The organism is Paraburkholderia sp. MM5477-R1 (assembly GCF_050436385.1).
GTDB classification, from domain to species: domain Bacteria; phylum Pseudomonadota; class Gammaproteobacteria; order Burkholderiales; family Burkholderiaceae; genus Paraburkholderia; species Paraburkholderia tuberum.
Map to the genome: position 1 here is coordinate 282,591 of NZ_JBNDMC010000006.1, position 26,802 is coordinate 309,392.

The 26,802-nt window shown below is 63.0% G+C and carries 29 protein-coding genes and 1 pseudogene; 7 read left to right on the top strand and 23 right to left on the bottom strand.

The window, feature by feature from the left end; genetic code table 11:
• Position 1 precedes the first annotated feature (1 nt).
• The 8 genes from OKW35_RS19605 to OKW35_RS19640 form a co-directional block, all read right to left on the bottom strand.
• Entirely contained in the window at positions 2-397 is a 396-nt protein-coding gene (locus tag OKW35_RS19605) for a DUF1987 domain-containing protein (RefSeq protein WP_184057748.1), read from the bottom strand.
• Between the two features lie 19 nt (positions 398-416).
• The gene (locus OKW35_RS19610) at positions 417-980 is read right to left on the bottom strand and encodes a SiaB family protein kinase (protein ID WP_090808073.1); all 564 of its coding nucleotides are present in this window, start codon (positions 978-980) and stop codon (positions 417-419) included.
• Between the two features lie 12 nt (positions 981-992).
• Positions 993-2,108, bottom strand: a complete 1,116-nt coding sequence (locus OKW35_RS19615; protein ID WP_429552912.1) for a SpoIIE family protein phosphatase — start codon at positions 2,106-2,108, stop codon at positions 993-995.
• 309 nt (positions 2,109-2,417) lie between these two features.
• Positions 2,418-2,678 (bottom strand): hypothetical protein, encoded by a 261-nt coding sequence (locus OKW35_RS19620; RefSeq protein ID WP_184057752.1) that lies wholly within the window; start codon positions 2,676-2,678, stop codon positions 2,418-2,420.
• Positions 2,671-3,420: a DNA/RNA non-specific endonuclease gene (locus OKW35_RS19625; RefSeq protein ID WP_429552913.1), complete on the bottom strand. Its 750-nt coding sequence runs from the start codon at positions 3,418-3,420 to the stop codon at positions 2,671-2,673. Before OKW35_RS19625 ends, OKW35_RS19620 begins: the two co-directional genes overlap by 8 nt.
• Positions 3,421-3,741: 321 nt before the next feature.
• Positions 3,742-4,101: a DUF3564 domain-containing protein gene (locus OKW35_RS19630; RefSeq protein WP_129956126.1), complete on the bottom strand. Its 360-nt coding sequence runs from the start codon at positions 4,099-4,101 to the stop codon at positions 3,742-3,744.
• 217 nt (positions 4,102-4,318) lie between these two features.
• Positions 4,319-6,031: an acid phosphatase gene (locus OKW35_RS19635; protein WP_429403906.1), complete on the bottom strand. Its 1,713-nt coding sequence runs from the start codon at positions 6,029-6,031 to the stop codon at positions 4,319-4,321.
• A gap of 101 nt (positions 6,032-6,132) precedes the next feature.
• Positions 6,133-6,429 (bottom strand): hypothetical protein, encoded by a 297-nt coding sequence (locus OKW35_RS19640; RefSeq protein WP_429552914.1) that lies wholly within the window; start codon positions 6,427-6,429, stop codon positions 6,133-6,135.
• A 133-nt stretch (positions 6,430-6,562) separates the two neighbouring features.
• Here OKW35_RS19640 and OKW35_RS19645 point away from each other — a divergent pair, with 133 nt between their 5' ends.
• Positions 6,563-6,940: an IclR family transcriptional regulator domain-containing protein gene (locus OKW35_RS19645; protein ID WP_429553809.1), complete on the top strand. Its 378-nt coding sequence runs from the start codon at positions 6,563-6,565 to the stop codon at positions 6,938-6,940.
• Between the two features lie 119 nt (positions 6,941-7,059).
• Positions 7,060-7,215 (top strand): annotated as a pseudogene (locus tag OKW35_RS19650) (MFS transporter); the annotation flags it as partial.
• A gap of 98 nt (positions 7,216-7,313) precedes the next feature.
• Here OKW35_RS19650 and OKW35_RS19655 read toward each other — a convergent pair.
• The 7 genes from OKW35_RS19655 to OKW35_RS19685 all read right to left on the bottom strand — a co-directional run bounded on the left by OKW35_RS19655 (position 7,314) and on the right by OKW35_RS19685 (position 12,184).
• Positions 7,314-7,775, bottom strand: coding sequence for an N-acetyltransferase family protein (locus OKW35_RS19655; RefSeq protein ID WP_429552915.1), 462 nt, complete (start codon positions 7,773-7,775; stop codon positions 7,314-7,316).
• Positions 7,776-7,917: 142 nt separating this feature from the next.
• Positions 7,918-8,121: a DUF3562 domain-containing protein gene (locus OKW35_RS19660; RefSeq protein ID WP_184030727.1), complete on the bottom strand. Its 204-nt coding sequence runs from the start codon at positions 8,119-8,121 to the stop codon at positions 7,918-7,920.
• Between the two features lie 235 nt (positions 8,122-8,356).
• Positions 8,357-9,655 carry a TAXI family TRAP transporter solute-binding subunit gene (locus OKW35_RS19665; RefSeq protein ID WP_429552916.1) on the bottom strand — a complete coding sequence of 433 codons (1,299 nt, stop codon included), beginning with the start codon at positions 9,653-9,655 and terminating at the stop codon, positions 8,357-8,359.
• Positions 9,656-9,834: 179 nt separating this feature from the next.
• Positions 9,835-10,305, bottom strand: coding sequence for an Hcp family type VI secretion system effector (locus tag OKW35_RS19670; RefSeq protein WP_429552917.1), 471 nt, complete (start codon positions 10,303-10,305; stop codon positions 9,835-9,837).
• Complete coding sequence (locus OKW35_RS19675) at positions 10,295-10,573, bottom strand: hypothetical protein (protein WP_184057796.1); 279 nt, start codon at positions 10,571-10,573, stop codon at positions 10,295-10,297. The genes OKW35_RS19670 and OKW35_RS19675 overlap by 11 nt, the downstream gene beginning before the upstream one ends.
• Positions 10,570-11,052 carry a DUF2778 domain-containing protein gene (locus tag OKW35_RS19680; protein ID WP_429352790.1) on the bottom strand — a complete coding sequence of 161 codons (483 nt, stop codon included), beginning with the start codon at positions 11,050-11,052 and terminating at the stop codon, positions 10,570-10,572. Before OKW35_RS19680 ends, OKW35_RS19675 begins: the two co-directional genes overlap by 4 nt.
• Before the next feature lie 205 nt (positions 11,053-11,257).
• Positions 11,258-12,184 (bottom strand): LysR substrate-binding domain-containing protein, encoded by a 927-nt coding sequence (locus tag OKW35_RS19685; protein ID WP_429552918.1) that lies wholly within the window; start codon positions 12,182-12,184, stop codon positions 11,258-11,260.
• 124 nt (positions 12,185-12,308) lie between these two features.
• Here OKW35_RS19685 and OKW35_RS19690 point away from each other — a divergent pair, with 124 nt between their 5' ends.
• Both OKW35_RS19690 and OKW35_RS19695 read left to right on the top strand, forming a co-directional pair.
• Positions 12,309-13,403 carry a tartrate dehydrogenase gene (locus OKW35_RS19690; protein ID WP_429552919.1) on the top strand — a complete coding sequence of 365 codons (1,095 nt, stop codon included), beginning with the start codon at positions 12,309-12,311 and terminating at the stop codon, positions 13,401-13,403.
• A gap of 177 nt (positions 13,404-13,580) precedes the next feature.
• The gene (locus tag OKW35_RS19695; RefSeq protein WP_429552920.1) at positions 13,581-14,891 is read left to right on the top strand and encodes an MFS transporter; all 1,311 of its coding nucleotides are present in this window, start codon (positions 13,581-13,583) and stop codon (positions 14,889-14,891) included.
• Positions 14,892-14,972: 81 nt separating this feature from the next.
• Here OKW35_RS19695 and OKW35_RS19700 read toward each other — a convergent pair whose 3' ends face one another.
• The 3 genes from OKW35_RS19700 to OKW35_RS19710 form a co-directional block, all read right to left on the bottom strand.
• The gene (locus tag OKW35_RS19700) at positions 14,973-15,578 is read right to left on the bottom strand and encodes a hypothetical protein (protein WP_429552921.1); all 606 of its coding nucleotides are present in this window, start codon (positions 15,576-15,578) and stop codon (positions 14,973-14,975) included.
• Positions 15,579-15,983: 405 nt separating this feature from the next.
• Complete coding sequence (locus tag OKW35_RS19705; protein WP_429493154.1) at positions 15,984-16,598, bottom strand: hypothetical protein; 615 nt, start codon at positions 16,596-16,598, stop codon at positions 15,984-15,986.
• Between the two features lie 7 nt (positions 16,599-16,605).
• Positions 16,606-17,625 (bottom strand): helix-turn-helix domain-containing protein, encoded by a 1,020-nt coding sequence (locus OKW35_RS19710; RefSeq protein ID WP_429552922.1) that lies wholly within the window; start codon positions 17,623-17,625, stop codon positions 16,606-16,608.
• Between the two features lie 224 nt (positions 17,626-17,849).
• Here OKW35_RS19710 and OKW35_RS19715 point away from each other — a divergent pair, with 224 nt between their 5' ends.
• On the top strand, positions 17,850-20,117 hold the full coding sequence (locus OKW35_RS19715; RefSeq protein WP_429553810.1) for a beta-glucosidase: 2,268 nt from the start codon (positions 17,850-17,852) through the stop codon (positions 20,115-20,117).
• 80 nt (positions 20,118-20,197) lie between these two features.
• On the opposite strand, the gene OKW35_RS19720 is transcribed toward OKW35_RS19715, so the two are convergent.
• Both OKW35_RS19720 and OKW35_RS19725 read right to left on the bottom strand, forming a co-directional pair.
• Entirely contained in the window at positions 20,198-20,602 is a 405-nt protein-coding gene (locus tag OKW35_RS19720) for a DUF3224 domain-containing protein (protein WP_429352796.1), read from the bottom strand.
• 83 nt (positions 20,603-20,685) lie between these two features.
• Complete coding sequence (locus OKW35_RS19725) at positions 20,686-21,636, bottom strand: LysR family transcriptional regulator (RefSeq protein ID WP_429352797.1); 951 nt, start codon at positions 21,634-21,636, stop codon at positions 20,686-20,688.
• 82 nt (positions 21,637-21,718) lie between these two features.
• Here OKW35_RS19725 and OKW35_RS19730 point away from each other — a divergent pair, with 82 nt between their 5' ends.
• A complete protein-coding gene (locus tag OKW35_RS19730) occupies positions 21,719-22,438 on the top strand; it encodes an SDR family oxidoreductase (protein ID WP_429352798.1) in 720 nt (239 codons plus the stop codon).
• A 23-nt stretch (positions 22,439-22,461) separates the two neighbouring features.
• Here the strand turns inward: OKW35_RS19730 and OKW35_RS19735 are convergent, their stop codons facing one another.
• From OKW35_RS19735 to OKW35_RS19745, 3 genes are all read right to left on the bottom strand, one after another.
• Positions 22,462-23,871 (bottom strand): DHA2 family efflux MFS transporter permease subunit, encoded by a 1,410-nt coding sequence (locus OKW35_RS19735; protein WP_429552923.1) that lies wholly within the window; start codon positions 23,869-23,871, stop codon positions 22,462-22,464.
• Between the two features lie 55 nt (positions 23,872-23,926).
• Positions 23,927-25,189: a multidrug effflux MFS transporter gene (locus tag OKW35_RS19740; RefSeq protein WP_184030682.1), complete on the bottom strand. Its 1,263-nt coding sequence runs from the start codon at positions 25,187-25,189 to the stop codon at positions 23,927-23,929.
• Between the two features lie 187 nt (positions 25,190-25,376).
• Entirely contained in the window at positions 25,377-25,751 is a 375-nt protein-coding gene (locus OKW35_RS19745) for a hypothetical protein (RefSeq protein WP_429552924.1), read from the bottom strand.
• A 44-nt stretch (positions 25,752-25,795) separates the two neighbouring features.
• Here OKW35_RS19745 and OKW35_RS19750 point away from each other — a divergent pair, with 44 nt between their 5' ends.
• A complete protein-coding gene (locus OKW35_RS19750; RefSeq protein ID WP_429352802.1) occupies positions 25,796-26,680 on the top strand; it encodes a LysR family transcriptional regulator in 885 nt (294 codons plus the stop codon).
• Positions 26,681-26,802 lie beyond the last annotated feature (122 nt).

Genomic DNA, 26,802 nt, shown 5'->3' on the forward strand with positions numbered 1-26,802 from the left:
TTTACTTTCCCTGCTGCGCAATGGGACGATCGGTGAACTCGATCGCGCCGAAATCGGCTTTCAGTTCTTCGCCGAATTCGGCAATGGTCTCGTCTTCCTCGTCGCGATACCAGTTCATCGACACGCGGCTTCCCGATTCCGCCGCCTGATCGAGCGCGTCGAAGATGCTGAACAGCATTTTGGTACTCGAGCTATTGAAGTACGTCAGCGCGACGTCGATGGTGATCTCGGCCCCGGCGTTCGCGGCGAGGTATTTGCGCATCTGCTCGATGATCGGCGCGTAAAAGGCGGCTGCGTTTTCGGGGTAAGACTCTCCCCTGATCGACAACGCGTGTTGGTCGAAGCGAAAATCGACTTCGGGCGACGTCGTCGTCGCCGGGATGTGTAGGTTTTCCATTGTTCGTGTGCCTTCCTGCTCAGATGATGGCCATGAGGCAAAACAGCGTGGTGCCCGGTTCGTCGGCACGCGGATGAAAAGCGAATTCAAGCGGCGCGCTCGCATCGCGCGCCATCGTCAGGAAGCCGAGCCCGGCGCCCTTGCTGTCTTTCGGAGCATCGGTGCGCAATGAAACCTTGTACGCTTGCTTGATTTCTTCGAGTGACATGTTGCGCAAAGGCTCCAACCTGCTTCGCAGGTCCTCGACTTCGGCGGTCGCGATGGGATTGACGCACAACATTACGTGATGTTCGCCGTGCCTGGAGATGCACACCGCGCCCTCGCGTATCTCGCCTGCCCGTTCGCCACCGGGCTCCAGCGCGTTCGACGAGTAATGAACGATGTTCTGTGCCAGCTCGATAAAGGACGAGAAGAGTTTGCGGCGAGTAGGACCGCTGACGCCGGCGACTTCGAGCTGCAGTTTCACGACTTCGCCCATCGACGCGACGATGTTATGGGAGAAGTAGCCCTTGTGATAGAAGAGCACGTTGCGCCGCTGCGCGAGTTCGAAAAAGGCGCTGTCTTGTTCTAGTAGTTGGGACATTCTGGGAATTCGCTAAATACGGGCACAGAAAAGCGTGACGTCGTCACGGCGTGGTTGCTTGCCTTGCCACTCCGCGAGCGCGAGCCGGACGCGCTCGCAAATCGTCGCCGGAGTTTCGGCGCGGTTTTCGAGTATCAGGTCGAGCGCCCGGCGCCGGCCGAAAGAAATGTTGCGCGGGCCGCCGATCTGATCGGCGAGGCCGTCGGTATAGATGAACAGCAGGCTGCCCGCCGCGACCGGAATCGAGCGCAAGCTCCACGCATAGTCGGCGCGACTGTCCACATAACCGACACCCATGCGGTCAGCGCCGATCGTTTCGAACTCCGCGGCATCGGGTGACAGGATGTGCAGAGCGATCCTCGCGCCAGCAAAATGCAGCACGCTCTCCGTGGCGTCGAACCAGAAGAGTGCGGTATCCAGACCGTCGTTGGATTGGGTTCCTTCGTCGGCACTGTTCACTTGCCCAAGCAAGCCCTTGACGTTTTGATTGACGGCCGCCAGTAGCGCGGCGGGGTCGCGCGGACCGATCTGTTCGAGCGCCTTCGACAGCGACGCCGAAGCAAGCAAGGTCATGAAGGCGCCCGGTACGCCATGTCCGGTGCAATCGGCAACAGCGCCAAACCAGCCGTTCGGAAAGGCCGCGAAATGATAGAAGTCGCCGCCGACGACGTCGCGAGGTTCCCAGACCATCGCCGCGTCGCGCAGCTTTATCGACAGGGTCTCGCTGGAAGCACGCAACATGGCGCGCTGTATCACGCTGGCGTACTCGATACTCTGCATGATCTGGCGGTTCTTCTCCGCCTGCATTTCCGCGACCGCACTGATAAGCTGCAGACCACTGCCGAGACCCGAGAAGAGTCCGTCACGTGTCACGATGAAACCATCGACCAGCGCTTTTTCTCCCGCCTCGACGGTCCTGAACGTCAGCGCTTCGATGCTCACGTCGGCGTCGACGATGAGCGGTTCCTTGTCCATGAACGCGATGCAACTCTTCTTGTCGTAAAGCTCTCGATGGAACGGCTTGCTCATTTGCGACATGAAGATATCGCGGTTGATCAGGCCGATGGGACGGTGGTCGTCGATGACAGCGAGACTCTGCATGTCGCGGCGCGCCGAGAAGATCTCCATGACCACGGAGTTGGGATCTTCAACGTCTACGGATGGAACTTCCTGGCACAAGTCTCCGGCAGTGCGCGGATTACCCTGTGCGGAAGAACGGCGAAATCTCGAGAACGCAGCATGCATGGCGACGCCAGTCGATGTGTGAAGAAACCTCGCACGCTAAGGTTTCTCTATGTACATTATGTGACAGAGGGGAGGCGATCCGCTCTATTGGCGCGAGATTAGAAAACTAGCGGTCACGCAAAGGTTTGCGTGACCGAAATCAGTAAAACTTACGGTCTGGGAAGTTGCGCAAATGCAACGCCGCCGAATCCGTTATTGAAACGGGTTCTGCACGATACCCGGTTTAGCATCCGGCTCGTCCTGCACCTTTGCCGGTAAATCCTTCTGCGCCTGCAGGCTCGCGACGATCGCATCGAGCGCTTCCTTCAGCGCGAGCGCCGCCTTCAGTCCGCGTTGATCGCGCGTCAATTCGAGCGTGCCGTTCAGCACGACACGCGTCGTGCCATTGCTGAGCGTGAGCGCATCGCCTTGAATGTTGAGCACGTCGTCATCGTTCGAATAGGGCTTAAACACCTTTCAGTCCTCCTGGCCGCTGGTCCTTGAGGTTGTCCGGAATGCCCGGAAAGCGGATGCCCGACATCGCTTCGAGTTCGTGAATCGTGCGGATGTCGTAGCGGTTGGTCGCTACATTATCAACCACGACTGCGAAGGCCAGTTGACGCGACGGCACGTAGACGACCTTGTACAACTGGGTGGGCACGAACACGCGCGTCGGGCCGATCGTCTGCAATTGCTGGCCGGTGAACAGCGGTCCGGTGACGACGTACGCGTCGTCGTAGGCGAGTGCGATCTTGCGCACGGCAGTTTCGATGCGTGCCCACAATCGTTGGTTGTTCTGACGATTTTGCGGCACGATGTTCGCGAGCGAGAACGATTGCGCCATCGCCTCGTCGTTCCACCGATTACCCGCCGGACTCATATGACCGCGATCGAAGCCGCTGCGTTTGTAGTCGGCGAGTGTCGCGCCTTCGCCTTCGGGCAGACGCGCGTCTTCGAAGAACTTGTTGGTGCGCACCATGTCCTTCGCTTCTTCGATGTGCTCATGCGTCAGATGCTCGGCAGACCACAGCGGACCGTGCGTGATACCCGAATGCAGCACCGCGAAATCGCTATAACAAAGCAGGCGCGTTTTCGGCGCCATCTTCTGATTGGTGAGGACGGGCCATTGCGCATTCGGCGTGAATCCGGTGCAGGAAGGCGCCGCGCTCGCATGAGCGGCGACGGCGAGTAACAGACAGGCAAGCCACTTCTTCATGGGTCGGTGGTTCGATGAACGGGGACGCAAGTATAGCGTCGTGGCCCGCATCGAGCGACTGCACAATGCGAATCGAAGGAAGGGAATTGGAAACGGCAGAGGCGGCGTGCGCCGGACAAAAAAGTGGGCCGCTTTGCAGCGACCCGAATGCGTGGACTTCCGAATCTACGCACGCAATCTTAAGAATGTCTTAAGGCTTTGCGATATCGCGGCACGTTATGTTCGATTGCGCACGAACAGATTTACGCGTACGAACAGTGCTCGTGCAATGAGCCGGAAGTTTCGACCGGAAAAGAGAAGCGTGACGAATCGCGCCAGAACTTAATTACCGAACACGCTGTTTTCAGCGTGCACTTTTTGACGATCCACCGCCTGCAAACGCCAGAAGCCGCTAGTCGCCTTGCGTGTTTGCAGCGCGGTCCATGCAGCGGCGCCTTGCGCCGCGCTCACTCGCTCCTTGCGATCGACGTGCAGACCGCGCAACGTACAAAGCGGCGCGTCGGCGCTCGGTGCGCACAGCGTGGTCACGCCGTTTTCGTCGCGCAGTTCGCCCCATGGGGGCAGGTCGATCCCTTGATGCGCTTCTCTCGACCACCGATGTTCATCGGTATCGAGCCAGAGCACAGCGTAATCATGGCTTACGGTGGGATCGGAACCGTTAATCAGGATGGTCAGTCGCATATCAGTTCCGTTCATAAATTGCGAAGCGCCTTATCAGTCTAGGCGGCGCGGCGCTTTATGCAAGACAAAGGCATGATGTGCGAATGGAAAATCAAGTCGCCAAAAGGTGTGGCGAGGTACGGTGAATCCTTACTGCGCCGCGGCGTACGCGGTATGCATGCAGTAACGACCACATGCAGACCGCGAGCCGCGGCAAATCAACGCAGCCGAGAGGCGCTCAAGCAAGATCGAGCGAAGCGGTCAGATCGCCGAGCGGCGCGAGTCCGTTGCTTGCGAATGCCTTGTCGCGCGCGACCACGCCATCGAGTGGCGCGAGTCCATGCACACGGTTAATGAAACGCAGAATCGAGTTCGTGTCGTACACCGTGTGATCGACATAAGCCTTCTTCGCCAGCGGCGAGATCACAAGCGCGGGAACGCGCGAACCCGGACCCCAGCGATCGCCGATCGGCGGCGCGACGTGGTCCCACCAACCGCCGTTCTCGTCGACGGTGACGATCACGACCGTGTTCTGCCATTGCGGGCCGCGCTGGATGTGCTCGATCAGCGTCGCGATGTGACGGTCGCCCGAGGCGACGTCCGCATAGCCCGCGTGCATGTTCAGGTCGCCCTGCGGTTTATAGAACGTCACGGTCGGCAAACGTCCCGCGTCGATGTCGGCAATCAGGCGATTGGTCGACGCGTCGTTACCCATGCCGCCGTCGCGCAGATAGCGGCGGCGCGCGGCGGTGCCCGGCGCGTAATTGGCGAAGTAGTTAAACGGCTGATGGTGGTACTGGAAGTCGGGCATCGATCCCGTATCGCGATGATCGAGCGCGAATTGCCACGCGCCGCTATACCACGCCCAGTCGATGCCCTTGCCGGTCAGCCGGTCGCCGATCGTCGCGTAATTCTGCGGCGGCATCACCCGCGGGTTCGACGGATCCGCGAAAGCCGGGTCGCCGCCTTCGGCCGGACGCACGCTGCTGGGCTGATACGGCGGCGCCATCGTGTTGACTGCGTAGCCGTCGGCGGTGAAAGCGCCGTCATTGACGAACTTCGGCGGACCGTCGAGCGCCGACGCGGGCGAATTGGGCGCGAGCTTCAAACGGGTGCCGGTCGGATCGTCGCCTTCCACGACCGACACCATCTTCTTCGCCGGACTGTTGTGAATGTCCGGATAGTAGGGCGCCTGCGCCGAGATCAGGAAGATATGGTTCAGCCACGAGCCGCCGAAGGCGGCCATGAAGAAGTTGTCGCACAGCGTGTACTGCTGCGCGAGATTCCACAGACGCAGCGTGTCGGCGGAATTGCGGTAGTGCCCCATCACAAGGCCGCCGGAATCGCCCCACGCGGCGAACTGGTTGTTGCGCCCCGCGTTGATCTGCATCTGGTTCTGATAGAAGCGATGGATGAGGTCGCGCGTGATCACGCCGGTCGGCAGCGGCGCGCCGTGCGCATCGACGATGCGGAACGGCCGGTTGCGCAGATGATCGAGATCCTTTTCGCCGATCATGTAGCGCTTGCCGTCCACTTCCTGCGCCTGCGGCACGAGCCCGCCCCAGATCGCCGGCAGCCGCGGCAGCGGCGTCTTGCCATCGCGGTCGAGCTGGACGTATTGCTCGGCGGTGACCGCGTCGAGCGGATGCTGGACGCCCGGGTAGTTGCCGTACAGGTTCGCGAAGCTGCGATTCTCCGCGTAGATCACCACGATGTTCTTCACCTGATCGTGCAGCGCAGCGTCGAGCCGCAAGTCGGCGGCGCTGCGCGGCGGCCCGTTGCCCGCGAGTCCCTCGCCTGTTTTGCAGCCGGTCAGCGCAAGGCCGAGGCCGACCGCCGCGAGACCGGTCAGTACGCGCCGGCGTTCGGGATCGTCGGGGGCGTCGTTGGTGTGATCGATTGAATCGGGGTTGTCCAGTTTCGGCGGCAGGTGAGGATCGTGGTCGGTCATCGGTGAGTTCCGAAGGAGACATGACGGTCGCATCGGCGCCGCTCGAAGCGGCGCGCGCGACACCGGTTACGGGTCCGCCGAGGGCGGCAGGCCTTGCGGCTTTACGGCAGCCGACGCTTGACGCACCAACTGTGATGCGTGGCATCGACGGCCAATAGTAGCCAGTGCCGTGCGTCGATCGGATGACGTTTTTGCGTCGCATAACGGTCGACGGTCAATTCGAGTTCGTCGTGTGCGCGCCGATGGCAGGTGGCGTGCGCACCGGAACCGTCCGCGAATTCGACGCGCGCCTCGGCGACGTTTGACGCGCAGGCCGGCTCGGGAAGATTCGCGATGCGCACCGCGCAGCCCGGATAAAGATGCGAGTCGGCAACCTGAATCTGGACTGCGCTGGACATGACGTGGCCTCCTACGCTTGGGCGGCGCGAGCGAGCGGCTGGAATATACCGCGCCGCCGGACCGGATCAAAGCATAGCACCGCGCATGGCCGATTCGCCGCATGCTTCGCGCTATCATCCTGAATTGAACCCGATGAACCGCATAGAGACGGCAGCCAAGATGGCAAAAGAAGAGCAGACAGGAGTGGGACGCAGGCAGGCCAAACCGCGTGCGGCAGTGTATGAACGGGTGCGCGAGAGCGCGGCGCTTGGCCATGCGGTCAGCGAGGCGTCGTTCGAGCGGGGGATTTCGGTGGTGAGCGCGCCGGTGCGTGACCTGAGCGGTAAGATCGCCGCCGCGTTGACGGTGACGATCCCGCGTTCGGATATCGGCGAGACCGCCGAGCGCGAGCCGCTGATCATCGCCGTATGCCAGGCGGCGCTGGAGCTGTCCGAGCGCCTGAGCTATCGCCCGAGGCAAGACGATCCGACCGCGATGCAAGCGCGCCGCAGATCGGTTGCCGCGCATTGAGTGCGCGCTGACTTCACGGCGCAACTACTTCAAATACTTATTTCATATCTGTCGGCGAGTCCTGCTGCATTGCACAGCCGGACTCGCCGTGTCACGTCGTCAAAATCACCAGAACGACGATCTTCGCGCCGGCGATCGTGTCGAAGACGATGATCGGCGGCAACCTCGAAGTGGCGTTCTATATCCTGGCCGCCGTGCCGTTCATCGCGGCGGTCGCGGTGCACTTCCTCGGTATCGAAACCAAGGGCAAGGTGCTGGAGCAGCTCGAGGCTTGACCGGGACTGCGTGATGACCGCTTGAGCAGTAAAACGAAAGGCGCACCGGGTGGTGCGCCTTTCGCCGTTGATAGGCCTCTCTGATGAAGCGCTGTGCGTTAGAGCGCTTTGCGATAAACCACGAAGCCGCCCTTATCCGCGACCTTGTCATAGAGCTGCATCGCGGTGTGATTCGTCTCATGCGTCTGCCAGTAGACGCGTTGCGCACCGTCGGCTTTTGCGCGCGCATAGACGGCCTCGATCAGCGCTCGGCCGACACCCTTGCCGCGCTCGCTATCGAGCGTGTACAGGTCCTGCAGATAGCAGATCGGCCCCGCCATCGTCGTATGACGGTGATAGAGAAAATGCACGATGCCCTGCAATTGCCCGGCGCGTTCCGCGACTAATGCATGCATCGGCTCGTAGCCATCGAAAAAGCGATTCCACGTGATTTGCGTGATCTCGCGCGGCAACGCGGTCTCGCCCGAGCGGCCATAAAACGCGTTGTAGGCGTCCCATAGCGGGAGCCATGCATCGAAATCGTCACGGGTGACGGCGCGAATCTGCAGCGAGGCGGACATGTGGACGGCTCCTTTGAAAAGCTGTGGAACCGCCAGCATAAAAAATTTGCGACGCGATTGTTAGCTCCACCATGCTCGCAAAATCTGGAGCCACGACGCGTGCGACAGTGCGGTGAGCCGATGCATCACCGCATGCCGTGAGTCAGTGCTCGCGATGTTGCTTGTGACGCAGCTCGTTGCGGACCTTCTTCGCGGCGAACAGCGGCACGTAGTCGAACACGCGCGCCTCGTTCCGGAATTCGGCGAGCGTATCGGCGTACATGCGCGACACCGTTTCTGCCGGCGTGTCGGTTTCCTCGGCGATGCTTCGGACCACTTCGTCTACATTCGGCTCAGGCTGGGACATGGTCTCTCTCCGGGTAGGACGGCAGGCTGGATGGACGGTACGCGGACGGCAGGAGTCCATTACAGGATGCGAATCGCGAGCGCGCCAATTGAATCGACCTATCGTTCGACTGATTTCACAGAGATTTTTTTCTTGCGCTGCGGCAAGCACCCACGCGGTGAGGCCGTGCGGAAAATCAACCGGCTGCGCGGTGGTGAATACCCGGGAAACGCACAGGGCTAAGCGACCGCCGTCTCTACTTCTGCACTTTCTGCGCTACATGCGCGATCCGGTCGCGCACGACGCCGATCGCCTGCTTCAGCGCGTAAACGTCCTGAAAGTAGCGGTACGGAATTCGGATCTGACTAGCGTTCGCGTCGATGCTTTCAATCTCCTCACTCCATTGCGCGATCTGCGCGCGAGACGGCTCGGCGTTCTTCCACACTTCGTCCTCGAGCGCCTTGATCGCGCGGTACCACACGATCAGGCGTTTCTTCATACGCGCTTCGAGCATGCGCGGCAGCGCCTGCGCGAGGCCGATCAGCAGCGCGAGGAACGGCACCAGAATCAGCAGCCGCCGTTCGATCAGACTCGCGAGCCAGAACGGCAGGTAGCGATACAGAAACGGCCGGCCCGATTTGAAGTACCGCACGCTTTCGTCGGAGATCGGGAATTCTTCGGTGTTCAGGTTGGGGAACGTGCCGAGCGGCGTGAAGTAGTCCTCGCCGCCGTGCACCGTGCGCGCCGCGTCGAGCAGCAGATAGACGAGCGCCGGATGCAGCGTGTCCTTCGACACGAGCAGCGCCGTCGCCGCGAGCAGCGTGACGTCGCTGCGCGGCAGATCGTCGGCGACGCTCGTCGAGGCACGCGGCAAGATGATCTTCGACAGCGACGGGAATTTTTGCGCCAGTGCATCGGCCTGCGCGAAGCTCATCAGCTTCAGGTTGCTGGTGAGCAGCGTGCGCTGCATGTCGGCGTCGGGCCGGCCAATGAAGAATGCCGCGTCGACCTGACCGCTTTCGAGCCCCTGGTATGCGGCGTTCGCGTCCATCTGCAGCAGCGTCGAGTTCTGACTCGTGACGCCGCTATAGCCGAGCAGCACCTGCGAGACGTTGAGCAATCCGCTGCCTGGCACGCCCATCGAAATGCGCTTGCCGCGCAGTTGCGACAGCCGGTCGATCGTCGCATCGCCGCGATAGAACACCCAGATCGGTTCGTACGACACGGCGGCGATGGTTTCCAGATTGTCGGTGTCATTCGGACTGGTCGTGCCCGACTGGATGAAGCCGACCTGATAGGCGCTGTTCGGGTCCGCGAGCCGCTGGTAGTTTTCGACCGAGCCTGACGAGCTACGGATGTCGAGCTTGACGCCTTCGCGCTTGAGCAGCGGCGCGTAGCGATCGGCGAAGCCGCGATAGATGCCGCCGTCCGCACCGGTAGTGATGACGATCGTGCGCTGGAACGCGGGCTCGAGCACGAGCGCGAGCATCCAGCCGAATGCGGCGATGAGCACGATCGCGCCGACGATCAGAAGACGCCGGCGCCGCCGCGTCATCGGGGTTCTCGGGCTGCGGTACAGCGCGGGGTCTGGTCTCGGCATCGTTACCCGGTTTGGTCAGGTCCGGCCTTGGTGACTAATGGGATGGAGGCGGTCTCTATTTCCTCAACTTTACGATATCAGGGGGTTTTATTGGATAGTCAGTGATGTGCATTGAAAAGGTCTGGCTGACACTGTCATCGGGGCACAGGTCGGTTGGCCCTGATGTCGAAGATTCCGGTAACTACGCCGTTGCTGCCGCCTCTGGCATTTTGAACGATGTATTCCTGCTTGATCCTGGCAAAAGAGAGTCGAACCTGTTCGTGTTGTGCGGTCATCTCTACGCCCGTGATGAATACATCGTTCATTGTGAGCCCGAGGAAATCGAGGGGGCTGCCACCCGCCCTGCGCATCGTAAGAACCGCTTTCGAAACGTGCGTGCCGGTCAGGCAATAGGACATCAGGCTCGGACTCGCCCGGTCCACGTTGTGGAAGAACACGAGGTCGTCGACCGAGGCTTTGCTGACGCCGCTTCCTGGTCCGGACATCATGGAGAGCCGCTGTGCCATCTTCCATGTCCAGTTGATCACCTCGATTTCGTCCGGGTGTGTCGCGTCCTGCGACTCGCCCGTAATCCCGTCGATTTTTATGAAAACGTCATTTGACATCAAGGCGACACCTCTTTCTAACAAAAAGCACGGACCCGCCCCACGAGAGCCCCCAGCATAGTAGGAAACTGACTGCGAGCAGCAGCGTAACCACCACGTCCTCTTCGCCCTCCACACCGACGGCGCCAACGAGCTTGAAGAGGGGGCGAAGCATTTCTAACGTGGATTCGCTGCCCACCCAGCGCGCAAGCGGGTCGATCGTCGACAACGCAATGCAGACTGGGACAGTCAGCACGAAGGCCGTAAAAATCCGCAGGGCAGTTTTCATTGCACAAGTACCGTACCGTAGTACTGAAGTGTGGTGCCGGGTATCTTCCGGGTTGGGTGCGACAGCAAGAACGAGCGTAAGCGATCGAACTGGGACTGGTCCGTGACCGTGATGCATCCCTCACTTTCTCCCCAGCGACCAGTCGGATGCAGGCGGAAGTTGCCTCGCTTCACGCCATTGATAAATGTCCAATCGTCAATCACGCCGTCGTTTCGATAAAGCGCGAACCAGGTCGAATGATCGACATCGGACCATGCGTCCTTGACAAGGTCATACAGCCATCCCAGATGACCGCCACTCTGTCGGTCTACGATGTAGTACAGGCCTTGCGGAAGCGGACCGCTTTCGGCGACCGCTGCATCTGCGGGGTTGTTGACATGGGCTGGTTTGCCCGAAAAAGCAGACACGTTGCCAAAGCCTTTGCAGGTCAATACAGAGATGAGTCGACGGTTAAGCGTGAAATAGCACTCTGCGGGCATGGTTTACATATCGAAAAGGCGTTCACTCCGTGGTGGCCACGGAAGCGAGAAGACGGGTGGCTCAAGGTAACGTTCGTGACACCGTCAGCTTCGGCGAAGACGGAACCATGCTCAATCAGACGACTCGGAAAGCGAGGCAAAATTGGGCCGATGTGCTGCTCGCTCTTTTGATGACATCACGAATGCGCACGATCGCTGTGCTGCACTACGCCCCCGCCCCCACCTCACCCCCCAACTCCCGCGCAATAAACTCGACAAACGCGCGAATACGATTCGACATCTGATGCCGCGGCGAATACACCGCGAAGATATCCGCATTCGGTGTGTCGTGATCGGGTAGCAACTGGACGAGCGATCCTTCCGTCAGATACTGCCGGATGTCCCATTCCGCGCGCATCAGGATGCCGTGTCCTTCGAGCGCCCATTTGACGGCGATCTCGCCGTCGTTGGTGGTCAGCGTGCCCTTGATCCGCACCGCCTCGGTCTTGCGCGCGGCGCCGCGTCCCGAGGTCAGCCGCCACACGCCGTACGCTTCGTCGCCCTGACGAATGCCGATGCAGTTGTGGCGCGTCAGATCGTGCGCCGTGAGCGGCATGCCGTGCGCCGCGAGATACGACGGCGCCGCGCACAGCAGACGCCGGTTCGGCGCAAGCCGGCGCGCGACCACGCGCGTATCGGGCGGCTCGCCGAAGCGGATGCAGACGTCGAAGCTGTCGTCGGTAAGCGGCGGGGGCGTGACCGACAACTGCAGTTGAACGGACACCTGCGGATACCGCGCGACGAAGCGCGAGATCGCCGGCCCGACATGGCTGCGCCCGAAGCCGAGCGTCGCGTTCACGCGCAGCAAGCCCTTCGGTGTCTTCTTCGCCGAGCCGAGCAGTTCGGCCAGTTCGTCGATCTCGTCGAGAATCCGCCGCGCGCGCTCGAGGTATAGCTCGCCTTCGGGCGTCAGCATCATGCGGCGCGTCGTGCGGTTCACGAGTGCGACGCCCGCGCGCTGCTCCATCTGGGTCAGGCGCTTGCTGACGGCCGCCGCGGTCAGCCCCAGTTCGCGTGCGGCCGCGCTGAGGCTGCCGCTCGCGGCGAGCGTCGAGAAAAAGCCCAGATCGGCTGGCTGGACGGTGTCGCGCATCGTCTTTTCCGCGCCTTCGCATTTGTGAATGCAAGTTAAAGATGCTTTGAGTTTAGCACCGGTTTTTACCCGTGGGATCGCGCTAGAGTCCACTCACGCCATTCACCAAGCACAGGACGGAGACATGAAGACCTATCGCATCGCAACCATCCCCGGCGACGGCATCGGCAAGGAGGTCGTGCCGGCCGGCGCGCAGGTGCTCGAGGCGCTCGCGAAGACCACGCGCGCCTTCACGTTCGAGTTCGAGAACTTCGACTGGGGCGGCGACTACTACCGCCAGCACGGCGTGATGATGCCGGCCAATGGGCTCGACGCGATCCGCAACAAAGATGCGATCCTGTTCGGCTCGGCGGGCGACAAGGACATTCCCGATCACATCACGCTGTGGGGTCTGCGACTGAAAATCTGCCAGGGCTTCGACCAATACGCGAACGTGCGCCCGACGCGCATCCTGCCCGGCATCGACGCACCGCTGAAGTACTGCAAGCCCGAGGATCTGAACTGGGTGATCGTCCGCGAAAATTCGGAGGGTGAATATTCGGGCGTCGGCGGCCGCGTGCATCAGGGCCATCCGATCGAAGCCGCGACCGACGTGTCGATCATGACGCGCGCCGGCGTCGAGCGCATCATGCGCTTCGCGTTCCGCCTCGCGCAGTCGCGTCCGCGCAAGCTGTTGACCGTGATCACGAAGAGCAACGCGCAGCGTCATGCGATGGTGATGTGGGACGAGATCGCGCTCGAAATCTCGAAGGAGTTTCCGGACGTCACGTGGGACAAGGAACTCGTCGACGCGGCGACAGCGCGCATGGTCAACCGTCCCGCGACGCTCGACACGATCGTCGCCACCAATCTGCACGCCGATATTCTCAGCGACCTCGCGGCCGCGCTCGCCGGCAGCCTCGGCATCGCGCCGACCGGCAACATCGATCCGGAACGCCGCTATCCGTCGATGTTCGAGCCGATCCACGGCTCCGCGTTCGACATCATGGGCGAGGGGCTCGCGAATCCGGTCGGCACGTTCTGGTCGGTCGTGATGCTGCTCGAACACCTCGGCGAATTCGACGCGGCCAGGCGCGTGATGCAGGCCGTCGAAGCGGTGACCGCGAACAACGCGTTGCATACACGCGACCTCGGCGGCACGGCCACGACCGCGCAGGTGACGGCGGCCGTGTGCGCGTTCATCGAGCAGGCGGCGACGCCCGCGGCGAACGCGGCTTGAGCGCCGGCTTCGCGTGAACTGAACCGGACTGAGCGGAACCGCGCGCAAATCAGGCGCGCGGTCTACGCCCCGGCCACGACGTGGCCGGCACACAACCTTGACTCGATTAGCTCGGCCCAACGTCGGCCGGCGCGAGGCTCGCGCGCGGTCAATAGCCGCGCGCCGCAGGAGGAGACAATGACTTCGGAACTCGAAAGCCGGGTGTCCCGCAAGCTGATGCTGCGGATCATCCCGTTCGTCATGATGTTGTACTTCGTGAGCTTTCTCGATCGCGTGAATGTGGGTTTTGCCGCGTTGTCGATGAACAAGGCGATCGGTCTTTCGCCGACCGCGTTCGGCCTCGGCGGCGGGCTCTTTTTCATCGGCTATTTTCTGTTCGAAGTGCCGTCGAACCTGATCCTGCACAAGGTCGGCGCGCGGCGCTGGATTGCTCGCGTGATGGTGTCGTGGGGGCTCGTGTCGCTCGCGTCGGCGTTCGTCGTCGGGCCGACCAGTTTCTACGCGCTGCGCTTCGTTCTAGGCGTCGCGGAAGCGGGCTTCTTTCCCGGCATCATCCTGTATCTGAGCCTGTGGTTTCCGGCGCGGCAGCGTGCGGTCGCGGCGGCATGGTTCATGGCCGCCGCGCCGATCTCGACTGCGATCGGCTCGCCGATTTCCGGCGCGATCATGAAACTGCCGCCGATTGCCGGACTCGTCGACTGGCAAATGCTCTACATACTCGAAGCATTGCCCGCGATCATCCTCGGCTTCTGCGTGCTCAGGTATCTGACCGACAAGCCCGCGCAAGCCGAGTGGCTGCAGCCCGAAGAGCGCGACTGGCTGATCGCGAGGCTGAAGCTCGAAGCCGACGCGCGGCACGCGCATGCGGGCCACACGGCCGGCGCGCTCAGCGCGTTGCGCGATCCGCGCGTGCTCGCGCTCGCGCTGATCTACTTCGGCACCTCGGCGGGACTTTATACGCTCGGCTTGTGGGCGCCGCTGATCATCCGCCAATACGGTTTCGGCACGTTCGAAACCGGGCTGCTCGCCGGCGTGCCGAGCGTGCTCGCGGTGATCGCGATGGTGCTATGGGCGAAGCACTCGGATCGCACCGACGAACGCACGTGGCACGTCGTGATTCCGTGTGCGCTTGCGTGCGTCGGCTTCGTGTTCGCCGGTAATGCGACCACCGCGTTGATGATCGTGCTTGCGCTCGTCGTCGTGAACGTCGGAATCAGCGCCGCGAAGGCGCCGCTTTGGGCGATGCCGAGCATGTTCCTGTCGGGCGCCGGAGCGGCGGCGGGCATTGCCATGATCAACTCGATCGGCAATCTCGGCGGCTTCGTCGGGCCGTTTGCGATCGGCTGGCTCAAGCACGTGACGGGCGGCTATACGGCAGGGCTTTATGTGGTCGGGGCGACGTTGGCGGTGTCGGCGGTCGTGACGCTGATGTTGAGCCGGCAGACGAAGCATGCGCCGGTCGCAGTGGGCGAACGGCCGGGGCATTGAGCGAAGCACCGATGAAGCGAGCGCGCCGCCGGTTGAAAAGCCGGCGGCAACCGCGAATTCATCCGATACGTCAGTCCCCCACTACCGGAAGCCGTAGACCAGAACCTTCTTCCCTTCGAACGCCTCCTGCACACCTTGCACGCAATCCATCGGGCAGTTGTAGCCGTCCGGGGCCGACGCGGCCGACGGGATGCTCGCCCGATAGACGACGGATTCGACCTGCGTGCCGTCCGAAGTGACCACGATGTTCAGGTCGGTCGCGACGCCGGCTGGCACGGGTCCTCCCGCGGTATAGACAACCGACATGGTGCCGGTGCAATCGGAGTTCACCGAATAAGTGCCTTTCTGCGCCGGATTGAAGGTTATCTGCCCACCTTTCGGCACGCCGTTGATGCTCCCGAAATCGGTGCGGGTAAATTTGCCGTTGCCGTCGAATGTCACGAGAGCGACGTCATCGAGGATCGACTGGGTGGCGAACGGATGCAGCACGTTGCTCGAATCCAGCAACCCAAGGATCACGCCGTGACCGATGAACCCATAGGGTCCTTTTAGCGTTGCGTTCGAGCAAAGACCGCCGCCACCGCCGCGGCCACGGTCGCCGTCATCACCACCGGCCTGCGCGGTGCCACTCAGCGACAGAAGTGCAACGGCTACAGCCGACCAAATGCTTAATTGGCGGGTCTTCATCTTCATCTCCTTGTCAGCGAATCAGGCGCGTGAAATCGCGGCGTGCAAGGGGCCTATCGGCTGCCGGATCAGGCGCCTGATTCAATCAAGCGAAAATAGTCGATGTGAAATGGCCGCAGCGATACCTGGTCGCCGTCGTGTGAGGGACCAGGGGCCGGCCAAAGTGGTGAATGGCGAAACGCTTTCACCAAGCAGTCGTATTTCGCCCGGTGTCGGCGGATACGTGCGGAAGGGATGCACGAAAGTCCGCGCAATGGTGACTTCGTGGGTCAGCCACGCTTTAAAGTCGCATAGCGAAAACCAGTGTAATCCACGCAATTTGCGGCGACCTGATGAATATCGGACAAAAGGGAGGCACATTCAGATCGCGCGCTGCGAGTCGTCGCGCTGTCTTTCGGGAGCCTCTCACCGAACCTTGTCCTCGGAATACGCTCGCACCCGTCGACGCCGCACCACCATCAACAAACAAACCCCACTTGCCGCCCCGATATTCACCGCCGGATAAAACGCCACGGCCACACTCCATTTCGGCAGCGCAAGAATCGCGAGCGCGTATTTAAAAACACAGAGCGCAAAGTACAAAAGACTCTCACTCCACGGATCACGAATAGTCTTGCGCACCGTCGGCGCGAGGCCGACGAGTTCGATCAGCGTCACAAGACAGATCGACAACGTCGGATCATTAGTGAATATCCAGAGCGGAATAGCGGACAACGCCGCGGCAAGGCAAAGCCAATCAAAAGCGGTCCGCTGCCGTTCACCCCGAAAGACGCTCGATACGAGAACAAAGAAGCAGGTGGCCGCGATCGCCGCGGTACACCACGCCGAAGGACCCGCACCGGCGACGAACTGGCCGACAGCCGCAATCGCCGTGACGAGTGACCAGATCAACCAGGTAAAAAGATGAGGGCGTACGGTGCCGCGCCAGATCGCAAGTCCATAAGGCAGAAACGCGACCAAGGATACGATCGATCCCATGACACCGAACAGTCGAGTCATGTTCTGATCGATGCTCATCATAGGACGATCACACCCGGCATCGCCCCCGATACCGCGCCGGCGGCGCCCCACATGCACGCGTAAAAAACCGCGTAAACGCCGTCGTCGAGGCAAAGCCGACCCGTTCGCTAATCTCGCTGATCGACATCGGCGTATGCGCGAGCAGCGTGCGTGCTTCGTCGATACGCATTTGCATCAGCACCTCGCTGAAGGTTTTGCACTCCGCCGCGAGCTTGCGTTGCAAGGTCCAGCGCGTCAGCGACAGCCGCTCGCAGACGATCGTCTGCAGGCTCTTCGGCTCGATCGCATCCGCGTGCTCGCGCAGCACGTCACGCAGACATCGCTCGACCGTCGGAGAAAAGCGGCCCTGCTCGCGAATCCGCTGCAAGATTCCATGCGCGGCATGCATGTGAATCTTCGCGAGCGGCGCGTTGTAGACCTCGAACGCGCGATCCAGCGCGGACGACTGCAACACCATCCGATTGCGAGCCTGATCGAGTTGAACGCGCACGCCCAACGTCCCGCTCAGCGCCGCGATCGCACCGAGCCGCGCATCGGTGATACCCGCGTCGCGCACGCGCAGTCGCACGTCGTAGAGCTTTGCCACACCCGCTATCAGCGCGAAGTTGCCGAGCGCGCTCGATGCGTTGCGCCCCTCGCCTTCCGTCACGTATTCGAATGCGACTTCGTCGCCGTGCTCCTGCATGACGAGCCAGTCGACATTACCGATCAGGTCACGATACGTGACGTAATTGCGCAATGCATCGCGCAGCGTCGGGCTATTGCAGAGCACGCCCGCAAGCTCGGGGAAATACAGCAGACCATCGAACACGTCGCCCTCGGGCGCGCCGCGCATCAGGCAGCTTTCCGCAAGCTGGAGCATTGCGACGTGCTTGTCGCCCGGCACTCGCGCATCGGCCGCGGCGATGTCGGCCTCGTCGATGCCGATATCGTGGGCCACTTTGCTGCGATCGAGGCCCTCACGCTCCGCCGCGTCGAGCAATCCTCGATAGATGCGCGCTGAAACGGACTTCTGACGCAAATCCACTTTGCCTCCTCCGGTCGAAACCTGTCTGCGGGTTTTCCTGACTCTTCATCGGTCAAGTGCTGCACCTATCGGTCAAGCGCGTTTCGGGCGCATCCCTAGAATTTCTTTCGGCGCATTACCACGAGCGCTTAGCGTAACAGGACGCGTCACGTGCCGGTAGCGCGTCGATACAACGTGACGCAATGCAAATCACATGACCGACAACGACAACACGGAGCGAGATGATGAGAAGGAAGCTGACGATACCCTTTGCCGCAAGCGCCATCGCCTGCGGTGTCGCGCTGGTACTCGCCGCCTGCGGCAATGGCAGCAACATCAGTGAGCCGCCGTTGCCGTCCGATCCAGATGCGCGCGCCGATGCGCGTGCCGCCGCGCTCGTCCAGAAGATGACGACCGCCGAAAAGATTCAGCTCGTGCACGGCGTGGGCATCCCCAACGCGGGACTCGGCGGTCCGTATCCGGCCGGGGTCAACGGAGCCGGCTACATTCCCGGCATCGCGCGGCTCGGCATTCCGGGCCTTGCAATGGCCGATTCGGCCGGCGGCGTCAATGTCGTCAACTCGAACGCGACGGCGCTGCCCGCGCCGGTGGCGCTGGCGGCAAGCTGGGACCCCACGCTGGCGAACCAATACGGCGCGCGTATCGCGACCGAGCTGCGCGTGCTCGGCTATGGCGAAGGTCTCGGCGGCGGCGTCAATCTCGCGCGCGAACCACGCAATGGCCGCACCTTCGAGTACATGGGCGAAGATCCGGTACTGACCGGCACGCTGAGCGCCGCGCGCACGATCGGCACGCAGGCGCAGAACGTCATCGCGACGATCAAGCACTACGCGATGAACGATCAGGAAACGAACCGCATGACCAGCAACTCGGTCGTCGACGAACGCACGATGCGCGAAACCGAACTGCTCGCGTTCGAACTCGGCGTCACGCAGGGAACGCCCGGCAACGTGATGTGTTCGTACAACCTGGTGAACGGCGTGTATGCGTGCGAAAACCCGTATCTGCTGACCACCGTGCTGAAGAACGAGTGGGGCTTCAAGGGCGTGGTGCAGTCGGACTGGACAGCCACGCACAGTACGGTCGCCTCGGCATTGGCTGGCCTCGATGAAGAAGAGCCCGGCGATCTCGGCGGCGGAGCGTCGATTCCGGGCTTTACGCTGACGTCGTATTTCAACACCGCGCTGACGAGCGCGGTCAACGCCGGCAGCGTGCCGATGTCGCGACTCAACGACATGGTTCAGCGCAAGCTTCGCACGATGATTCGCTATGGCGTCTTCGATTCGCCACCAACCACCGGAGGAAGCGTCGATCAAACCGCGGGCAATGCGCTCGCGTTGCAGGTCGCGCAGCAATCGTCGGTCTTGCTGAAGAACGCGGTGGCGAGCGGCGATTCGCAACCGGTGCTGCCGCTGAACGCGGCGGGGCTGTCGTCGATCGTGGTGATCGGCGCTCACGCGGATGCGGGCGTGCTGTCGGGCGGCGGCTCGGGCGCGGTGCCGGCGGCCGCGGGCAACGCGGTGTCCGGTTGCGTGTCGCCGTCGCCGCTGTTGAGCACCTGCGCGACGTGGTACAAGTCGGCACCGCTGGCCGCGATCCAGGCGAAGGCGCCGAACGCGAGCGTGACCTTCGTCGACGGCACGAACGCGGCGGCAGCGGCGACCGCCGCCGCGAAGGCGGATGTGGCGATCGTGTTCGCGACGCAATGGGAAAGCGAGGGCGCGGATCTGCCGAGCCTGAGCCTGCCGAGCAATACGACTGACAGCTATAACCAGAGCTACGATCAGAACGCGCTGATCAGCGCGGTCGCGGCGCAAGCGAAGCGCGTGATCGTCGTGCTCGAGAACGGCAGCCCGGTCCTGATGCCGTGGCTATCCAACGTGCACGGCGTGCTCGAAGCGTGGTATCCGGGCGTGCAGGGCGGTCAGGCGATTGCCGATCTGCTGTTCGGCGCCGTGAACCCGTCCGGCAAATTGCCGATCACGTTCCCGATGCAGGACGCGGATCTTCCGCAACCGACGATCTCGGCCACCGATACCACCGTTACCTACAGCGAAGGACTCTTCATGGGTTATCGCTGGTATGACGGCAAGCAGATCGCGCCGCTGTTCCCGTTCGGTTATGGGCTGTCCTACACGAGCTACAGCTACTCGGGCCTCAACGCGCAAGTGGATGCGAGCGGCAACGTGCAGGTGACCTTTACCGTCAAGAATACGGGCTCGCGCGCGGGCGCGGAAATCGCCGAAGTTTATGCCGCGTTGCCGAGCGGTCTGGGCGAACCGCCGAAGCGTCTGGTCGGCTGGCAAAAGGTCGCGCTGCAGGCGGGGGAGTCGCAGCAGGTCAGCGTATCGATTGCGCCGAAGCTGCTGTCGACGTGGGACGCGACCAACCACGTGTGGAAGCTCAACGGCGGCGTCTATCAGATGATCGCGGGGGCTTCGTCGCGCGATCCGAATGCGTTGACGGCGTCGGTGACGATCGCGGGGCATTGAGCGCTGAGGTTTTGAACTGGAAAGCCTGGTAGCGGGGTACGGGGTCGAGCGCCGTATCCCGCCGGCACGCGTTCGGCATGTCAGTGGCCGGGCAGACGATAAGCGAACTCGTACGAATGCGCGCCGTCGACGATGTCGATCCTGAACTCGCCTTCAATGCCGCTCAGCTCGCCCGTGCCTGAATCCGGCACGACCGTCACCGCCAGCGCCGCTGCGCCGCGATTCATCACGCCGATATGCTGCAGCACGAACGTGCCCTGCTTTCCCGCCAGCGTGCCAGTGACCTGTTCGAGCGCGACATAGCCGGCCGAGCCTTTGACGTTCGTCATCGCGCTCAGCATTTGCCCTTGGCTGGTCGCGGCGAGATCGCCGGAGATCTGCTTGTCGATCGACATGCGGCCGAGCTTCGATTCGGCCTCCGCGTTTTCGAACGGCATCGGTTGAAGGGAGACGATGAAGGTGCCTTTTGCGACGTGGTGAGTCATCGGGATTTCCTCCTGGCTTGAACGGGCGACGGCGAAGCGGCGATACGAACCGTGACGCTTCCGAACCGTAGCACACGTCGCTGTCAGGGCGCTGCACGCGCAGTGCCGTCGCTCGTGCCGAACGCGTCCGCGAACTCGCGCTTCAACCACGCGAGCGCCGGGTCCTGGTCGTGCGCCGCGGCCCACATCAGCGAAACCTCGTAGCCCGGCACCTCGAATGGCAGCGGACTCAGCGCGAGACCGAGCGTATCGCGCCAGACGCGGCCGATGAACTCCGGCACCGTCGCGATCGCCGCCGTGCGTTGCACGATGAACGGACTGGTCGCGAAGTTCGAGCTCGAAAACACGACGTCGCGCTTCAGTCCCTGCATCTCGAGTCGTTCATCGATGAAGCCGCGCAGCTCGGCGCTGAACGAAGTCAGCACATGGCGGTGGCGCAGAAACTCGTCCATCGACAATTGCTTGCGGCGCGTTCTGACGAGCCGGGGGTTGTAGACGCTCACGAAGCGCCATGAAAACAGCGGCGTGAGTCGCTGCCACGGCACGCATTCGCGGAATACGCCGACCGCGAGTTCGATCGCGCCATCGTCGAGCATCGCGGCGGCGCGCGTCGAATCTGTGGAGCGCGCGATCAGCTTCACGCCGGGTGCGGTGTCGGCGAGGCGCGCAATGATCTCGGGCATCAGCAGCAGTTCGAGCGAATCGCTGAGGCCGATGCGGAACACCCGCTGCGCGCGGGCCGGATCGAAGACGGACGGCTGCGTGAGCGCCTGATGCAGCGATTGCAGGAACGGCTCGATCTGCCGTGCGAGTTCGAGCGCGCGCGGCGTCGGCGTCATGCCCTGCGGCGTGCGCACGAACAGCTCGTCGCCGAACGTTTCGCGCAAGCGCTTCAGTGCGCCGCTGACGGCCGGCTGACCGAGAAACAGCCGCTGCGCGGCACGCGTGACGCTGCGCTCTTCGAGCAACGCGCGGAAGGTCAGCAGCAGGTTCAGGTCGAAGCGCCGAAAATCATTTTCAATGATGTTGGCCATGACATTAAACGATTTGAGTGATGGGCTCGCACCGCGCATTCTACTGCCACGGGGTCTTCCGTTCACACTCAGGAGCAATGACATGGACTGGCAAAATCAGAAGGTCGTGGTGCTAGGTGGCTCGTCGGGCATTGGGCTCGCGCTGGTGAAGCGGCTCGTGACGGCTGGCGCGAGCGTCGTCGCGGTGGGGCGCGACCGCGCCAAACTGGACGATGCGCTGCTTGGCATCGGTGGACAGGTGACGAGCGAGGCGCTCGATTGCGCCGATCGCGCGGCGCTCGGACACTTTTTCGGCGGCCTCGGCCAGGTCGATCATCTGGTGATGACGCTGTCGGGCGGCGAAGGCGCGGGGCCGTTTGCCGAACTGGATCTGGCCGCGCTGCGGCGTGGCTTCGAGGCCAAGTTCTGGCCGCAGCTCGAAGCCGCGCAGACCGCGCTACCCACGCTGCGTCGCGACGGCAGCCTGACGTTTCTGACCGCGATTTCGGCGCGCATCGCGAATCCGGGCACGGCGGGTCTGGGTGCGATCAACGGCGCGCTCGAAAGCATGATCGGCACGCTGGCGCGCGAGCTTGCGCCGCTGCGCGTGAACGCGGTGTCGCCGGGTGTGATCGATACGCCCTGGTGGGACAGATTTCCCGCGAGCGTGAAGAGTGAGCTGTTTCGGCAGCAGAGCGAAACGCTACCGGTGCGGCGCGTCGGGCAGGCCGACGATGTCGCGCACGCGCTGCAGTTTCTGCTGGAGAACACGTTTATGACGGGGGCGGTGATCGAGTGTGATGGCGGCTTGCGGCTACTGTGAAGTACGGGCGCGGGAATGCGTGGTCAGGCGTTCTTCGCTCGCTGAACGCGAACCGGCAGAAACATCGCCGCCGCGAAGCACAACAAATGCAGCCCGGCCAGCAGCACGAACGTCGGCAGAAAGCGGCCGGGCTGTGCACCCGAAACACCGTGCAACGTCGACGCTATCGCCATCGAAAGCAGCGTCGTCGCGAACGGACCGCCCACTCTCTGCGCGATGTTCAACGCAGTATTCGCAACCGCGAGCCTTTCTCTCCCGATCGACGAATACGCGGCCGAGATCGACGGCACGCTGATCGTCCCCTGACCGACGCCCGCAAAGAACAGACCGACCGCGGCCCATCCGGCGGAGAACGAATCAACGCTCAGCCACAGAAACACGAGCGTACTCAGAAACGCCAGCAGTGCGCCGCCCGCCGCGAGCGCGCGGCAGCCGAGCCGCTCGGTCAACCATCCGAGCAGCGGAAACGAGCACATCATGCCGACGCCGGTTGCCGCGAGCAGGCCGCCCGCGTGCGCGGCCGACAAACCGCAGCCCGCGATCAGAAAAAGCGGCACGGCGAGCTGCCGTCCATACATGATCGCGTTCGCGAAGAACTGGGCGAGTGCGGCGACCGAGAACGTACGTGTCGCAAACATGCGCACGTCGATCAGCGCGGTATGGCCTTTGCGCGCCGCGTACAGCGCGAAGCCGGCGAGAAACGCGACGCCCGCGAGCAGACACGCCAAGCCCACCGCTCGCGACGCGTCCTGAAGTCCATAGACAAGCGCGACGAGCCCAGGGGAGATCAACGCAAAGCCGGTGAAATCGAACGGTCGCTTCTGCGACGCGGCGGCATCGCGCGGCAGCAGCAACACCGCCATCGCGACGCCGAAAGCGCCCACCGGAACATTGATGAAGAACAGCCAGGGCCAGCTCGCGTGCGCGAGCACGAGGCCGGCCAGCACCGGGCCGAGAATCGGACCGAGCAGAATGGGTAGCGCGGTGTAGCCCATCACCCGTTCGAGGTTCTTGCCGGCCACGCGTCCGATCATCATTTGTGCCATCGGCCCGAGCACACCGGCAACGAGGCCCTGGAAAATGCGCGCGCCGATCAGCTCGCCGATCGTCTGCGCCGCGCCGCACAGCATCGACGCTATCGTGAACGTCGAAAAGCAGAACAGGTACAGCCGCTTCGCGCCGATGCGGTCGACCAGCCAGCCGTTGAGCGGCAACATCAACGCCATCGCGAGCAGGTAGCCGCTGACGATCCACTGCGCGGTAGCGATCGACGCATCGAGCGTATGGCCGATCGCCGACAGCGACACGTTGACCAGCGTCGAGTCCATCTGCGACATGAACGAGCCGATCGACACGACCGCCGCGACTTTCCACACGGTCGAATCGATCCGCGTGGAAGCGGATGCGCAAGCGCGCTCGCGCATGCCGCTCATCGGTCCGCGCGTCTACAGATGAAGGTCTGGCGTTCGGTCGAGCTCATGTGCCGGCTCACGCTGCCTTGCCGCTCGCGCTCGCCGCGGCCGCAGGCTGTACCTGCTCGAGATGGCGCAGCAGCTTCGTCACCATCACGACGACGACGAACGCGAGGACCACGAAGAACAGCGCGAGCGGTGTGAGCACCTGCACCGACACGAAGCCGGCCAACCCCATCATCGCCGATGAAACCAGCAGCAGCGCGCAGCCGAGAATCGCGCTCGTCAGACCCGCGATGTGCGGGAACAGCGAGTTGCCCTTCGCCATCAGCGTCGGATACATCGCGCCGGCGCAGAAGCCCATCACGAGCACAGGCGTCGCGAGCGTCCACACGCGCAGACCGACCGTCAGCGCGAGCAGCAGCATCGCAAGCGACGCGGCCGCCATCAGCCGTGCGCCGATGCGCAGCCGCTGCTCGGCGCTCGGCAGGCCCGGACCGTGCAGGCGATTCGACAGACCGCCAAGGAAGTACATCATGCCGATGCCGAGCGCGAGGTAGCCGAAGAAGGTCGGCGGCTTGTGCAGCGTGGTCTGCACCATGAACGGCCCGACGATGTTGAACACCAGCAGGATGCTGTAGCACAGGCCCTGCGCGAGGAAGCAGCTCTGGAACACGGGGCTCGCGAGCACTTTGCGCGCGTTCGCGGTCAGCGTGCGCGGTTCGAGATGGACGGGCTTCGGCAAGGTCTCGCGATAACGCCACAGCAGCGCCCACATCACCAGCGAATAGATCAGCAGAAACACGAGGCACGCGCGCCAGCCGAACGCGGTCTGCAGATGCGCGCCGATCACCGGCGCGACGATCGGCGCGAGCCCCCACGCGATCGACATGTACGTGAACGCATGCAGCAAGGCCTGACCCGCGAACGAATCGGTGATGATCGCTTTCGCCAGCAGGTTCGTGCTCGCGATGCCGAAGCCCTGCAGTGCGCGGGCGAGGATGAACGTCTCGAGATTGGGCGCCGCGAGCGACAGCAGGCAGCCGACCGTGTAGACCGTCAGACCGAACGCGAGCACGCGCTTGCGGCCATACGCGTCGGCGATCGGACCGAAGATCAGCTGACCGAACGCGTAGGCGACCATGTAGCCGGTGACGCTGGTCTGGATCGCTTGCGGCGAGGTGCCGAAGTAGCGCGCCATCGCGGGCAGCGCGGGCACGTAGATGTCGATGGCGAGCTGTCCGGCGGACGCGAACAGGCAGATCAGGAATAGCAGGAAGCGCGGCGAGTTCGGGGCGGAGTCGGCGGAAGCGGGGTGGTCGGCGGTGGCGTGGCTCATGGGTGCATCGAAAGGGAACACTGGCGGCGCGGGCATCGATGCGTTCGGATATCGAACGGAAAAGGCGCGAATGCCCCCGGCATTATCGCCGGGTATTGTGCCCGTGGTATGGCAGGAAGTGGGATAGTCCCTGGCGGGGGTGTGGGATGGCGCGGCCGACGGGCGCGCTATCCCGCCGCAACGAGGCTCATTTCGCGCAGTCCTCGATCGACCGCAGCAAGGCGCCCTGGTCTGCCGGGTCCTGGAAGAACGCGACGAAGCTCGCATGCTCGTCGTTTGCGAGGCGGCCGGAGCAGTCCTTGCCTTTCAGCGGGGGGCGAGACGCCGTCCAGATCATCGCCATCACGGCGAAAGCCAGCACGACGCCTGTAAAGACGAGCCCGAGCAGTAACGACCTGGCGTCGTCCGATATTGCGTCTAGCCGATGCGAAGCCTCCTGCGGCTCGCCACTTCTGGTTGAAGGTGAGTTCATGCCAATGGCCCCGATGGTGAGCGTTGAAAAAACCAGCGCCACCATCTTCCATCTGCACGTAAGATTGGAAAAGTTGAGTTTACTGACCATGTGATTCAGCTTTTCTGACCAATGCCATTCCGATTCCCATTCCGATGAGAGAAATCAGTCTCGACCGCCTGCGCACCCTTGTCGTCGTCGCCGACCTCGGCTCTTTCGCCGAGGCCGCTCGCGTTCTGCATCTCGCGCCGCCCACGGTCAGTCTGCATATCGCGGATCTCGAGAGCCGCGTCGGCGCGCCGCTGTTGTCGCGCAAACGCGGTCAGGTGCGGGCCTCGGCGATCGGCGAGACGCTGGTGGCCTATGCGCGTCAGATGCTGGCCAATGCCGAGCAGGCACTGGAGGACGTGCGGCGACAGGTGGAAGGGCTCGGCGGACGGGTTCGGCTCGGCGCCTCCACCGCGGCCATCGCGAATCTGCTGCCGCAGGCGTTGGAGGGACTGGCCGCCGGGCATCCCGGCATCGATGTGCAAATCGCCGTGCTGACTTCGCAGGAAACGCTGACGCGACTCGCCCAGGAGTCGCTCGACGTGGGCATCGTGGCGCTGCCGCAAGCGCCGCTACGAGGGCTATCGATCGAAACATGGCGCCGCGATCCGGTGGTCGCGTTCATGCCGGCGGGGTGGACGTGTCCAGCTCGCATCACGCCGCAATGGATCGCCGCGAAGCCGCTGATTCTGAACGACGCGACCACGCGGCTTTCGCGTTTGACGACGGAATGGTTCAGCGCGGCGGGGCAGCACCCCACGCCGCGCATCCAGCTCAACTACTCGGATGCGATCAAGAGTCTCGTGGCAGCGGGATACGGCGCCGCGCTGCTGCCGCAGGAACCGAGCCGCTCGTCGGCCGACGCGCGCATCGTCACACGTGCGCTGCGCCCTGCGTTATGGCGACAGCTGGGCCTGGCCTTTCGCGCGGGTACCGTGGAGCGTCCGACTCAGTATGTGCTCGACGTATTGCGGAGTTTGCGGTTGAGCTAGCGGGCTGTGTTACGTCGCCGACGCTTTCCGCCTCTCCTGCTCCTCGCGATAAAGCACGAACTCTTCCGCCAACGCTTTTGCAACGGAAGCCCTACGCGTGATTCAAGGCGGTGTCGCGGCGT